This window comes from Metabacillus herbersteinensis (genome assembly GCF_042433335.1).
Taxonomy (GTDB): Bacteria; Bacillota; Bacilli; order Bacillales; family Bacillaceae; genus Metabacillus; species Metabacillus herbersteinensis.
This window is the reverse complement of the sequence record NZ_JBHLVO010000052.1, coordinates 1-12867: the sequence shown is the minus strand read 5'-3', so window position 1 is coordinate 12867 and position 12867 is coordinate 1. Positions and strand designations below refer to the sequence as shown.

At 33.0% G+C, this 12867-nt stretch carries 12 protein-coding genes and 3 pseudogenes; 10 read left to right on the top strand and 5 right to left on the bottom strand.

The genetic code is table 11. From position 1 onward, the window contains the following. Together ACFFIX_RS26865 and ACFFIX_RS26860 are read left to right on the top strand one after the other, a co-directional pair. Nucleotides 1-196, top strand: a pseudogene (locus ACFFIX_RS26865) (hypothetical protein); the annotation flags it as partial. A 199-nt stretch (nt 197-395) separates the two neighbouring features. After that, nucleotides 396-1361 (top strand): metal ABC transporter substrate-binding protein, encoded by a 966-nt coding sequence (locus ACFFIX_RS26860; protein WP_378939607.1) that lies wholly within the window; start codon nt 396-398, stop codon nt 1359-1361. A 204-nt stretch (nt 1362-1565) separates the two neighbouring features. Here the strand turns inward: ACFFIX_RS26860 and asnB are convergent, their stop codons facing one another. Continuing rightward, nucleotides 1566-3476: an asparagine synthase (glutamine-hydrolyzing) gene (gene asnB, locus ACFFIX_RS26855; RefSeq protein WP_378939611.1), complete on the bottom strand. Its 1911-nt coding sequence runs from the start codon at nt 3474-3476 to the stop codon at nt 1566-1568. Between the two features lie 302 nt (nt 3477-3778). Here asnB and ACFFIX_RS26850 point away from each other — a divergent pair. The 4 genes and pseudogenes from ACFFIX_RS26850 to ACFFIX_RS26835 all read left to right on the top strand — a co-directional run. After that, a pseudogene (locus ACFFIX_RS26850) lies at nt 3779-4231 on the top strand (sensor histidine kinase); the annotation flags it as partial. Then, on the top strand, nt 4143-4373 hold the full coding sequence (locus ACFFIX_RS26845; protein ID WP_378939605.1) for an ATP-binding protein: 231 nt from the start codon (nt 4143-4145) through the stop codon (nt 4371-4373). The pseudogene ACFFIX_RS26850 and the gene ACFFIX_RS26845, both read left to right, overlap by 89 nt. A 141-nt stretch (nt 4374-4514) precedes the next feature. Then, nucleotides 4515-5105 (top strand): annotated as a pseudogene (locus tag ACFFIX_RS26840) (response regulator transcription factor). A gap of 449 nt (nt 5106-5554) precedes the next feature. Beyond that, nucleotides 5555-6163, top strand: a complete 609-nt coding sequence (locus tag ACFFIX_RS26835) for a YdhK family protein (RefSeq protein ID WP_378939603.1) — start codon at nt 5555-5557, stop codon at nt 6161-6163. A gap of 517 nt (nt 6164-6680) precedes the next feature. Here the strand turns inward: ACFFIX_RS26835 and ACFFIX_RS26830 are convergent. Then, on the bottom strand, nt 6681-7025 hold the full coding sequence (locus ACFFIX_RS26830) for a hypothetical protein (protein ID WP_378939601.1): 345 nt from the start codon (nt 7023-7025) through the stop codon (nt 6681-6683). Between the two features lie 330 nt (nt 7026-7355). Beyond that, nucleotides 7356-7595 (bottom strand): four-helix bundle copper-binding protein, encoded by a 240-nt coding sequence (locus ACFFIX_RS26825; protein WP_378939609.1) that lies wholly within the window; start codon nt 7593-7595, stop codon nt 7356-7358. A gap of 118 nt (nt 7596-7713) precedes the next feature. Between ACFFIX_RS26825 and ACFFIX_RS26820 the strand changes: the two genes are divergently transcribed. Continuing rightward, nucleotides 7714-8400, top strand: a complete 687-nt coding sequence (locus ACFFIX_RS26820) for a response regulator transcription factor (RefSeq protein WP_378939599.1) — start codon at nt 7714-7716, stop codon at nt 8398-8400. Nucleotides 8401-9140: 740 nt separating this feature from the next. Here the strand turns inward: ACFFIX_RS26820 and ACFFIX_RS26815 are convergent. Beyond that, nucleotides 9141-10013 carry an IS4 family transposase gene (locus ACFFIX_RS26815; protein WP_378939597.1) on the bottom strand — a complete coding sequence of 291 codons (873 nt, stop codon included), beginning with the start codon at nt 10011-10013 and terminating at the stop codon, nt 9141-9143. Between the two features lies 1 nt (nt 10014). Further along, nucleotides 10015-10371, bottom strand: a complete 357-nt coding sequence (locus ACFFIX_RS26810) for a DUF4372 domain-containing protein (RefSeq protein WP_378939595.1) — start codon at nt 10369-10371, stop codon at nt 10015-10017. Nucleotides 10372-10655: 284 nt separating this feature from the next. Here ACFFIX_RS26810 and ACFFIX_RS26805 point away from each other — a divergent pair, with 284 nt between their 5' ends. The 3 genes from ACFFIX_RS26805 (at nt 10656) to ACFFIX_RS26795 (ending at nt 12843) form a co-directional block, all read left to right on the top strand. Further along, on the top strand, nt 10656-12104 hold the full coding sequence (locus tag ACFFIX_RS26805; protein ID WP_378939593.1) for a UDP-N-acetylmuramoyl-L-alanyl-D-glutamate--2,6-diaminopimelate ligase: 1449 nt from the start codon (nt 10656-10658) through the stop codon (nt 12102-12104). 19 nt (nt 12105-12123) lie between these two features. Then, entirely contained in the window at nt 12124-12426 is a 303-nt protein-coding gene (locus tag ACFFIX_RS26800) for a YtpI family protein (protein WP_378939591.1), read from the top strand. Between the two features lie 246 nt (nt 12427-12672). Next, entirely contained in the window at nt 12673-12843 is a 171-nt protein-coding gene (locus ACFFIX_RS26795; RefSeq protein WP_378939589.1) for a hypothetical protein, read from the top strand. Nucleotides 12844-12867: the final 24 nt, after the last annotated feature.

Here is a 12867-nt window from a genome sequence, read left to right as displayed (position 1 = left end):
AATCATAAAAGAGGTTAATAGAATTGGAAATCATGTGGCTCACTTTTTATGTGATCAAACTCTTGGAAAGTGGCTCAAATTTAGATTATCAAATACACTACCAAGAGCAAGAACAGTTATGAAAAAAATATTACGCTCAAATTTATTAAAATTGGCAGAAAATACATCAAATTATCACGGTCACCACTTTTATTAGAATACATGTCCTTGTCATTTAATGAACTTTATTTTCTGGTATCATTTAGATGAAAAGGCCTCCTTCCTAGATTGTTATTGAAATTAATTGAGAAGGAAGAAAATGCACTTGTATTATTTCCAAATGGAATATACATTTTATTGATTTATGTTAATTTTCGGTTAATAAATCGTAATAATTACGAAAAGGGGAATATATGATGAAAAAAGTAAATATCATTTTTGTTATTCTAATTTTTATATTTTTATTTGCGGGGTGTAACAAATCTCTAACGCAACCTGAAAAGGATATAACTGATAATGAAGCTACTATTGAAGTTTATGCCACAATTTATCCTCTTCAAGATTTTTCAGAAAAGATCGGTGGTGAATTTGTAGAAGTTAAAACGATCATCCCACCTGGTGCAGATGCTCACTTATTTGAACCAACTTCCAAGGATATGGTTAAAATAGCAGAAAGTGATCTATTTATATACATGGGAACTGGGATTGAAGGATTTACTAATTCTGTTACAGATACGCTTAAAAATGATGAAGTTGATATTGTAAAAGCTTCTGAGGGTATAGAACTAATAGAAGCTGTAGAGGAACTGGATGAACAAAATGATGATAAAGAAGATCATGGAGAAGAGGAGGAGCAAGGGGATTTTGACCCTCATGTATGGCTCGACCCAATTAAATCAATTAAACTTGCGGAGAATATTAAGAATGCTTTCATAAAGCTTTATCCGGCAGAAAAGGAATACTTTGAAAAAAATTATTTAGATGTAAAAAAAGATTTGGAAGACTTAGATTTTGCTTTTAAAGAGATGGTGCAACAGTCTTCTAATAAAACATTCGTAGTATCCCATTCTGCATATGGTTATTGGGCAAGTGCTTATAACCTTAAACAAATTGGAATAAGTGGTCTTTCTCCGACAGAGGAGCCCTCTCAAAAATCACTTAAGGAGCTTATTGACTTTTCTAAAGAAAACAGCATATCGTATATTTTGTTTGAACCGAATGTTAGCAACAATGTAGCTGAAGTTGTAAGGAAGGAAATCGGTGCAGAGGCATTAACAGTACACAATTTAGAAGCTTTAACCGATGAGGATATTAAAAATAATGAAGATTATTTTAGTATAATGCGTAAAAATATAGATACACTTCAGGAAGCCTTGAATTAATATGGTGACCTAAGGATTGTTATAAGACACGTTGATAGATTAAATATCAATTCACATATCTGGCTATAGAGGAAATCAAGCTTTAGCTTGAGTATTAGGGATAAATATAAACAGCCACCTGGTGCATTACATCCAGGTGGCCTTTTCTAATAATGTATTTAATTAAAGAATTGCTAATTACTACGGAATATCACTTTGAAACTTTTAAATGAACAAAATTTCATTGGATTTAGATGAAGATTCTTTCAAGGCATCGTCATTAAAAGTATATATCTTCTCTATGAAAACTTGATGCCATATCATAAAGATAAGGATAGTCCAAAGCTTTCTACTGTTATCTCTCTGCCCAGCACAGTGCTCATGCAACAGGTTAAGAACTTGATTTTTATTGAAAAGATAGTCCGTTGCACTTTCCTTAATTAAATTTACTGTCCAGTCATGTATTTCATTTTTAAACCAGTTTCTTATAGGAACTGGGAAGCCTAATTTTTTTCGATTTAACACATGTGTTGGAACAATTCCTTCAGCTGCTTTTCGTAGTATATATTTTGTTGTATTTTCTGCAATTTTCATTTCTGTAGGAATTTTTGAAGCTATGTTAAAAACTTCTTTATCAAGAAATGGTACTCGTAATTCCAAAGAGTTAGCCATAGTCATTTTGTCGGCCTTAAGTAAGATATCTCCCCTCAGCCATGTATTGATGTCGATATGTTGCATCGTTGTCACTTTGTCATAGCTTTTGGCCTCATTATAAAATGGAAGGGTTATATCTTTAAAGGTAACATTATCCCAATACATTCTAAGTATTTTCTTTATTTCCTCATCTTTAAAAATCTTTGCATTCCCAATGTATCTGTCTTCAAGTGGAGTACATCCTCTTTCAATAAAACTTTTTCCTTTAACTCCATCTGGTAGGATTCTGGAAAAGAAATTTAGTGCACCCTTTATTGATTGAGGGATTGTTTCAAATACTCTCAGATCAAAAGGTTCTCTATAAATATTATAGCCTCCAAAAAGTTCATCTGCACCTTCACCGGACAATACAACCTTAACATGCTTTCTAGCTTCTCGAGCAACAAAATATAATGGAACTGCTGCGGGATCAGCAAGTGGGTCATCTAAATGCCATACAATCTTTGGTAGTTCTTTAATAAACTCTTCTGGCTGAATAATATAATCAATGTTTTCAACATTAAGTGCATTAGCAGTTTCTTTTGCGATATCTATTTCACTGTATCCTTTTGTGGCAAAGCCTACCGAGAATGTTTTTATGTTTGGATTAATATCCTTAGCCAAGGAAACAATAAAACTAGAGTCTATACCACCTGATAAAAAAGAACCTACGGGAACATCACTTCGCATGTGCATTTTTACTGAATCATAGAGTGCTTCTTGTAGTTCACTTTTCAACTTAGTATATTCGTTTAGTACAGGTTTAAATATTGGTTTCCAATAACAATTGATCTCTAAAGGCTCGTTTGGTTTTTTAATAAAGTAATGTCCTGGCTCTATTTTCATAATATCTCTTGACATAGTTGAAGGCTCAGGGACATATTGAAATGTTAAATAATGGTGAAGAGATTCTCCCTTAATAAATTCATGATCAGTTCCTAGAGCAATACTTTTTCTTTCAGAAGCAAAATAGACTTTATCCCCCAATTCTAGATAATAGAGTGGTTTAATGCCAAAAGGATCTCGTGCACCAAATAGCTGATTTTCAACACGATCCCATATTAAAAAGGAGAACATTCCTCTAAGAGAATAAAGCATTTTTTCCTTTTTACTTCTGTATAATGCTAGTAGTACTTCTGTGTCAGACAGCGTATTAAATGTGTAACCTTCTTTCTCGAGCTCTTTCCGAAGCTCAATGTAATTATATATTTCTCCGTTAAAAACAATCCAGAACCTTCCATTTTCATATGAAAGAGGTTGATGTCCGGCTTCAACATCAATAATGCTTAGTCTTCTAAAACCAAGTTGAATATAATGATCTACGTAATAGCCAGAATCATCCGGGCCACGATGGTAGATTAAGTTATTCATTTCTTCGAATTGATGATCTATAGTAGTAACCTCTTGTTTATTATCTGATAATACTCCAACAAAACCACACAAAATTTCCACCTCTATTAATTCATAATCTATTACTTTTGATAATATAACTCTTTATTTTGTAGAAATTATGTAGTTTAAAAAAAGAATCTAAATTTTTGCTATTTAAATGTTTCTTCATAATAGGCTTCCTTAGAATTGAAAGCACATTCTTATGGGATTTCCTGATTTTCCACAAAATTGGTATTTTATAGAGTGTGTATGAGAAGCAGTCTAAATGCTACCCGTCAGATTTGTAATATCGGGGGAAATAAGATTTGATGAATAGTGGAGTAAAAGGCAGCTGAAGAGGAAAAAATGAGTTCTTAGCTAGCATTTCTCATGAGCTGCGAACTCCACTGACCTATATCAAAGGTTTTGCAGATGTGTCTAGACGAAAAATTATTGCAGATACAGATCGAGTTTATTATCTCAGTATTATTTATGAGGAATCCGAAAAGTTATCGGGCATGATAAAGGATTTATTTGATCTAGCTAAGATAGATAGAAACACGTTTACCATTAATCGAGTAAACATACAGTTTTGCTCCTACTTGTATGCCATCTACGAAAAGGTGCTCCCTGCTTTTAAGGAGAAGGGAATAGAACTAGAATTAAATTGTAGAGAAAACATCAATGTCATGATAGACCCTATGAGATTTGAACAGATACTTTTAAATCTGTTGAATAATGCACTTAAATACTCAAAGTCTCATACCAAAACTAGAATCTCTGTTAAAAAAGAAAAAGGGAAGGTACCGAATTGTTATAAAGGATGAGGGACACGGAATTCCTAAAGACGACTTGCCCTTTATATTTGAGCGATTTTACAGGGTTGAAAAATCCCGTTCTAGGGATTCCGGAGGTATTGGTTTAGGGTTATCCATTGTGAATAATAGAAGCACATGGAGGAAACATTGAGGTGACGAGTGAACCGGGGAAAGGAAGCACGTTTACGCTTAAGATAAAGAAGATGACAGAATGAAAACGATATTACTTGTATATGATGAAGAGAGAATGCTTGATTTATTAAGTATTTACTTATCACCTTAGTATCGTTGTATAAAAACAAATTCTGGCTTAGAAGCGATTGACTTTATGAGAAAGTCCCATGCAGAATTAATTTTATTAGATGTGATGATGCCGGAATTAGATGGCTGGAGCACATGCAGTCTAGTAAGAAAATTCTCTAATGTCCTTATTATTATGCTGACAGCTAGAAATGGAAAATCAGATGTAGTTAAGGGATTGCATTAAGGTGCGAACGACTATGTGACGAAACCATTTGATGAAGGAGAATTATTGGCCAGAATAGATGCCATATTCAGGAGAATGAATGATTAAGAAAAGGGAGTTCATTTTAAGGGGTTGTGGTGGGATGAGGAATCCCATGAATTAACGTATAAAGAACAGATGATTCAACTCACTCCGAAAGAGTTTTCCTTACTCGGTTATTTTGAAAAACCCAAATAAGTCTTTTCGCGTTCACATTTGCTGGAAACCATTTAGGGAGATAACGTTTTTACAGAAGATAGGACGATTGATTCCCATGTGCGAAATATCCGTGAAAAACTTAGGCAAGCAGACTTTCCTATTGATCAATACCTTTCAATTGTCTGGGGAGTTGGATATAAGTGGGTTAGCAAGGAATAACGATTTTTGTATTAGTAGGAAAAAAATCATAATGCAGTAAAAGATTAGTTGTTGAAAAATTTAAAATGGGGATGATTTTTCACTATTCCCTATAAAGGCTACGGTGACTTCCTTAGCCTTCAAGGAAGATTCGATGATCTAATCTATTATTGAAAATGATAAAGTAGCCTTCATGAAATAACATTGAGCAATAGAATACTCTACTACCTGCTCCTTCATTTGATAAAGAAAACCTACCTTAATTATTTAAAAGATGGAGAAATGATGATAATGACCTCAAAAAATGGTATCTATATAGTGAGGGTCTGGAAGAAAAGTTGAATAAAATATTATTAAATGGGGAAACAGAGTAAAGTGCCCTGTTTTATTTCTTCAGTTGAGCATACTCCTTATTTTCTGCACATTTTCTTGGTATGATATAGCTAAACGTCAAAGGAGGAGTTATTTACATGTTGAAAAAAAGAATGAAAAAACCAGTAGTATTCCTATTTGTAGCACTTTTCTTAGTATTGGGAGCCTGTGCCAATGCAAATGATGAAAACAAAGAAGGTACAGAGAACATGGAAGAAAATACAGATGAAAACATGGAAGAAAATATGGAAGGTATGGATCACGGTAATATGGACATGTCTAGCACAGGTGAAGTTCCTGAAGGTTTGAAAGTAGCAGAAAATCCAACCTATGAAGTTGGAAGTCAAGCAATTATTCAATCCGATCACATGGCAGGTATGAAGGGTGCTGAGGCAACGATTGTGGGCGCATATGATACTACCGTTTATACTATTTCGTATACTCCTACAACAGGTGGAGAAAAAGTAGAAAACCATAAATGGGTTATTCATGAAGAATTACAAGATGCGGGTGATACACCTTTAGAACCTGGAGCAGAAGTTAAAGTAAATGCAGATCATATGGAAGGTATGGACGGCGCAACCGCTGAAATTGATTCAGCTGAAGAAACGACTGTATATATGGTTGATTTCACTCCGACTAGCGGTGGAGAAGAAGTTAAAAATCATAAATGGGTAACAGAAAGTGAACTGTCAGCCGCTGAATAAAATTTGAACAAAATGAATATATTTTTAACCCATCTTAAGAGCTTATTCCTTAAATGAAAAGTGTTCCGTTTTAAGGTTCTAAATAATAAAATGACGTGTGCATTGGCACACGTCATTTTGTGGTTTTATTAAGGTTTAACCAGCTTTTTGATAGTTTTTGACACCTAATGTTTAGAGTTTTCCAGTGATGACAATACCTTGTTATACAATAATAAATTGCTGCCAAATATATAGTCGGAATTATTGTCATTTGGGAGGTTGTTATGCAATTGATTGAACCTAAAAAGAGATTAGAGAAAAAAGCTTAACGAAAATAGTAAATAATTTTTTGTCATGAACAATAGTAGCACAATTACTAGTTAAATAAGTTTACCAGATACAAAAAATAAGCGGCAGCTCTACTAGGTACACTGAGACTTATTAATAGTAAATATCTGTATTTTGAACGATATGGAGGGAAGGCCATTTAAAAGAATAAAAAATTCCGTATAATTAGCATTGACGGTTATAGACCGATTTAATATCTGTGTCCATCATCAATCTCTTCATCAGAAATAATCTCCTGTTCATTATTAGAAACAAATCCTAGTTTTTCGTCAATTATTCCTTGTGGTTTAAATGGAATTATTTCTTCTGTTCCATTGATGAAAGCATGGATAGAAGAACCACCGTTTTGTCCCTTTTGGTACACTGGTTTTAATTCAGCAAGAAAAGTATATATACCCTCATCGAGTTCACCATTTTCGAGAAAAATCATCGGAGTGTGTTTTCCTAAAGACGCTGCAATGATCGCCAATTCAGGAGTTTTTGTTGAAATAAAAGAGAAACCTAATATTGAATTAGTTGCACCCCAGCCAAACATAGTCTTTTCATTCTTATACTTAGCAAAGGAAATTGAATTTGAAATGGTCAGGCATATGAGAAATCCAATTTATTGCGGGTAACGAATATAATTTTGGTTCTTCTTGTGAAACAATGATCACTTCCTTTTAGGTTCTTAGTATCCTCAATATTAATATATCATTGTTTACTATTTCAGAAACCTAAAGCAGGCGGTAAAAAAATAGCATGGTTCAACAAGAAAATTTAAGGAATTGAAAGATCCACAGAGAAAATAAATTTTTCACCGTGGGTTCTCCTCGTTCTTGAAAGTTTGTGATATCAGCTTCTATAGATAGTCATTTAGTACTTATCATAAAGAGGTCATTTTACCACATGCATCTGCACAAGCTTTACAATGCTCGTGATCGTGTTTTTGACATTCTTTTCCGCAAGCTTCGCAAGTTTCAGCACATTCGCGATCTAGACGAATGCACTCTTTCATCATATTTGCATCCTCCTCAGATAGACATTTGTCATAACAACGATTACATACCTCTAAACACTCCAAACAAGCTTTAATACATTCATGAAAGTTCTTTTGTAATGAAATTCCTCATCTTATATGTTGGTGTATTTCCCAGTTGAAACTTAATAAAAAAGAAAATACCCAAACTACACTATTTCTGCACAATTTCTTTCCATAATGGAAAATACGTAAAATTATATTTATGGATAGAGGAGTTATTATGCAGTCAGTCTTACTAGTTGAAAATAAGAAAGAAATAGATCGATTAAGTTTAATTTTAGCTAAAAATAGATTTAAGAGTATTAGAAAGGTTTGCGAGGAAGAGGCAATTACAGTGATACAGAATGAGATAATCCATTTAGTTATTCTAGATCAGATGGTCTCACCTTTTGATTGGATTGAAACTTGTAAAAAGGTTAGGGATTATTCAAATGTCCCAATTATTTTTCTAACAGAGTGTTTTGATAAAGAATCTATCATAAAAGGACTAGATAATGGGGCAGATGATTTTATGGTAAAACCAATTGATGATGATGTTTTTTTAGCTAAGGTTAAAGCGATTTTAAGAAGAGGTGATATAAGAAATACCCAAAAATCAAATGTTAAAGGTCTAGTAATAGATAGAGATACATGTGAGGTGAGATATCAAGATCAGGTAGTAAATACAACTAGAATAGAATACTTGCTTATTGACTATTTTTTAAGTAATCGCAACAAGGTATTTACTAGAGAGGAATTAATTTCACAAGTTTGGGAATATGAGTATACGGAAACTAGAACGGTTGATTCTCACATTCGCAACATTCGTGATAAATTAAGACACTCAGATTTTCCGGTAGATACTTACTTATTGACAGTTAGGGGCTTTGGCTATCGGTGGAGTGACTGATGTCAACGTTTTTTGTATTGAAATCGATAAACAGGTAATTATTATTTTAGATCCACTAATGGTTTAAATACTTTTGCACAGAATCTGCATAATAATATGGGGGAGTTTAGTTGAATATAGATTAGAGGAAGTTTAGGAAATGAAACAAAAGTTTAAATGACTGCTATTTCGTTATCAGCATTATTAGTGGCTACTCAACAATGATTTAGATGATATGGATGTTCAAGATATTGAAGATACGGAAGGTGAAGAATTCAAAATAATAGCGAAAATTTGAAGAGTTTGCGATGCCCCCAATGAAGATGAATGAAAATGCTAAGGCGAAATTTCTCACAACCAATAAATACAACTCGTTTAAATACTGTTGATCCATTAGAGGCATCTATTCTATTCTCACAAACAATTTGTCCAACAACTGCAAATTTCTCCTAAAAATCAGTATAGGTTTTTTAGGAGATTCGTTATTTTTTGAATAATATATTTTTTCCAAATTCACCATATCTGGTAAAAACCTCAGGGTATTTAGTAAATTAAAACTAAATTACAATGTACTAGAAATCACATCACTAGCGTTGCACAAAAAATTTAAGAAATATTCAAGAGTTCAAAAATGGAATAATTATCAATAATATTCCATTATATAACTTAACTGAATCTTCAGTTTTTATTACTTCTGGGTAATAGAGCCAAAAGGATAAGGGGGCTTAGGTGAAGGTTGTCCTTATCCAATTTTTTACATATTAGAAAATAGGGTCATACGTTGTGTCATTTAAATGTTCGGTGTCGCCTCTTTCAAATTGTACTAAGATTTCATTATAAATTCGGTCATGATCGAGTTGCCTTCGACCTCGTGACGATCGGTCTGGCTTTTTAAAAAGTTCCTTTAGAAAAACAGAGAAGCTTTTTGACCAATACTCACCTAAAAACTCAAGCATATCAAGGAGAGTTCCCAGATATTGTACTTTCTTCTTTAGTAATAAAGTTAAGCAGAAAGTAATCATAGCGATATAAATTTGATTGTAGACGGCATTTGCACTTTTTCCGTAACACTTTTTTAGAATTAAATGCTGCTTCATCCATTTGAAGAACAACTCAATTTGCCAGCGACTTCGATAAAGATCACTTACTTCCTGTGCACTCATCTTCGCATCATTGATGATGATTGTGATGGGATTCCCTTGACTATCCTTTGTTTCGATTAACCGAACAGGATATTTCATCTTTCCTAACTTGACCACAGCCTCCCGATGTATAGCGGATGATGGGTCAACAGGGAGTTCTTCAATGACGTGGATAATCGTATTTTCTTTGATTCGAGTACAAAACCGTATATTATTCTTACAGTAATGATCGAATTTCTCAAAGTCAAAGTAACCTCGATCAAACACATGTAGGGCATCCATTTCTATTACCATCAATGCATCCAATTGTGTTGCATCAGCTGGTCTGGCAGGTGTGACGATGATCTTATCTGGAGAAATCTCTCCATCATAGAAAACGACTCGAGTATGAATCTTTACCCCAGCTTTTGTATTCCTAAAATCAGCCCATCGATATTGGCTGAGGCAAAAGGAAATAGTCGTTGAATCAATTAGATGGATCTTCTCAAGCAACTCATTTTCCCTTTCCAACTCCGAATTCTTGATGAATCTGTTGAATCAGATGTTGAAGAATGACTTGGAAAATCTCAGGAGAAAGATCAGAGAGTTTACGAGATAATTGGGATTTACTTATACTTTTTAACCCAAGTTCCTTTTGCAATTTCTTCTTGTGTCGCACCTTGAAACTAATTTCTTTAAGACTGGATAATTGTTTCAATTGAGCATAAATAAATAGTTTGGTAAAGGTAAGACTATCTAGTTTTTTAACATATTTATCAACTTTCATCTGATCGATGATTTTAGAAATGACTTTCATTTCTGTAGGTTTGAGGTATTCCTTAAAAACTGATTTTGTGATATTCTTGTCCATGTGAACTCCTTATAATTAGGATATGGACAGGACTTTGAACCTTCTGCCATCTAATTATAAGGATTTTTTCATTTCTTTGAAGACTATAAATTCCCAATAATTACTTTTACTTGAAATTAATTAATACTTGACATTTTGGTTTTTATTTAATGCAACGCTAGTGAAATCACATATATTATTTCAAATTTTTTAAAAATGTTACCTCACTCCAAACTCCACAATATCTTCACAATTATTAGTTAGAATGCTAATAACATTCATTCAGCGAGGAGTCAAACAATCATATGATCTTGCAGCATCTTGTAAAAGATTTTGATATTAGAGAAGAAACTTATAATCAAATAAACGGTCTTTCTATCAATGGAATCACTGATGTCTCAAACAAGATAAAAGAGGGGTATCTTTTCGTAGCGATTAAGGGATTAAATGTGGATGGACATAATTATATAAAAGAAGCACTAGATAATGGAGCTATTGCTGTAATCGGGGAACATGAAATGAAAAATCTTAAAAAGCCTTACATAAAAGTTAAAAATAGTAGAAAAGCCCTTGGTATAGTCTCTAAAAATTTTTACGGGGATCCTTCAAAACAGAAAATCATGATTGGAATTACAGGAACAAACGGAAAAACAACAATTAGTTATTTATTAAAATACATCCTTGAACAAATTGGCTTTTCATGCTCTTTAATTGGAACTATAAAGAATTCTATAAATGGGGTGGATGTTCAAACATCTCACACGACTCCAAGTTCACTTGTGATAAATGAATTACTTTCAAAAAGTAAAGATGATGTTGTTATTATGGAGGTTTCATCCCATGGATTAGCCCAATACAGACTAGAAGGAATAGAATTTGATTATTGCATATTTACAAACTTAACTCATGACCATTTAGACTATCATGGTTCGATGGAAAATTACTTTGCAACAAAAACAGAATTATTTAAAAAAATGAAAGACAATGGAAGAGCAATCATAAATACCGATGATTTTTGGGGTGAGAAATTAGAGGGGATTTTGAAAAGGGAAGGGTTGACTGTTTATTCAGTTGGGCAATCATCTCAAAATAACCTTAAAATCCTTCAACTAAATTCATCTTTACATCCAAGTGTAAAGGTAAAGGAAAAGTGTGAAAATTATGAAATTACCTTTTCGATGGGAGGTACTCATAATCTATATAACGCAGTTATTGCCTTTGCGACTGTAAATCAATTTCATAATAAAAAAGATGATATTCTTTTGGCGATCTCCAATTTCACTGGAGTCCCTGGACGATTTGAGATAATCAAATACAAAAATGGTTCTACTGTTGTTATAGATTATGCACATACCGCAGACGCAATCTTTCATTGTTTAATAACAGCTAAAAAATTAGGGGCAAAGGTCACACACGTTTTTGGCTTTAGGGGGAATAGGGATGAGAAAAAGAGAGAAGAAATGATTAAAATTTCCTCTGAATTAAGCGATAGATATATTTTAACCTTGGATGATTTAAACGCGGTTACATTTGAAGAAATGTGTGCCACACTTAAGGAATTAAATGAGGAATTTGGGAATGCAAAAGGAATGATCATCAATGATCGAACAAAAGCTATAAAATATGCACTCGAGAATAGCAGTAGTAATGAATGGATTGTCATTACTGGAAAGGGCCCTGAATGTTATAAGCAGAACTTTTCTATTCCAACTACATCTGATAGAGAAACAGTCATGTATTTAAACATTAAATAATAACTAAGAGGTGTTAAAAATGAATGTACTAGTTATCCTAATTTTGAGTTCTCTATTTTATTATCTTTATTTTAAGGTGACATTTTTTAAAAGTAATTCACCTATTGAAAAAAAATGGATATCAACAAAATCCAGAATTGCGCTGGGTTTATTTATAGGATTCTACGGATTGAACCAGTTGTTTCTTGACCTCTCAATAATTGGCATCATAGTTGGAATAATCTTTAGTCTAGTAGGCTTCGTAAGTACAATTATAGCTGTACGACAATATAAATTCTATTTACCTCTAGTTATTGAGGAAGAAAATGATCTTTCAATTTAGGATTACCTAACCTAAATTGTGGTAATTAGAAATGGTCCTACCTTTGAAAATCCTGATGTCTAAACAAACAGTTTTATATTTCCACACAGGAAAGTCTTTTTTTGGGGGTGTTAATGCAGGTCTCAAAAGTTTTGCTAGAAAAAAATAGTATAGATAAAGAGTTAATAGCTTTCGTCATACATAAGTAGGATTAATTCTAAGATTATAAAGCCAGGTGGAAAGTTAGTATTATTAGAATGGGAAGCGGTGAAAACGAAGATAGGACATCCAATGGATGAAAAAGTGCCGTCTATTACCATGGAAAAGTTTAAAAAAATGGCTTTAATACAAAAGTATTTAAATCATATAAATGCTAGCATAAGAATGTACATAAATGATTGCTTAAGGATGTACAGATTCGGTGACATACCTTCATAATATTCTAGAGGTGAATATTATGTA

Coding starts and splice junctions, on each gene's coding strand:
- ACFFIX_RS26805 (WP_378939593.1), top strand. CDS start 10,656: ATGATCTTGCAGCATCTTGTAAAAGATTTTGATATTAGAGAAGAAACT.
- ACFFIX_RS26845 (WP_378939605.1), top strand. CDS start 4,143: ATGCACTTAAATACTCAAAGTCTCATACCAAAACTAGAATCTCTGTTA.
- ACFFIX_RS26800 (WP_378939591.1), top strand. CDS start 12,124: ATGAATGTACTAGTTATCCTAATTTTGAGTTCTCTATTTTATTATCTT.
- ACFFIX_RS26810 (WP_378939595.1), bottom strand. CDS start 10,371: ATGGACAAGAATATCACAAAATCAGTTTTTAAGGAATACCTCAAACCT.
- ACFFIX_RS26820 (WP_378939599.1), top strand. CDS start 7,714: ATGGATAGAGGAGTTATTATGCAGTCAGTCTTACTAGTTGAAAATAAG.
- ACFFIX_RS26835 (WP_378939603.1), top strand. CDS start 5,555: ATGTTGAAAAAAAGAATGAAAAAACCAGTAGTATTCCTATTTGTAGCA.
- ACFFIX_RS26860 (WP_378939607.1), top strand. CDS start 396: ATGAAAAAAGTAAATATCATTTTTGTTATTCTAATTTTTATATTTTTA.
- ACFFIX_RS26830 (WP_378939601.1), bottom strand. CDS start 7,025: ATGTTTGGCTGGGGTGCAACTAATTCAATATTAGGTTTCTCTTTTATT.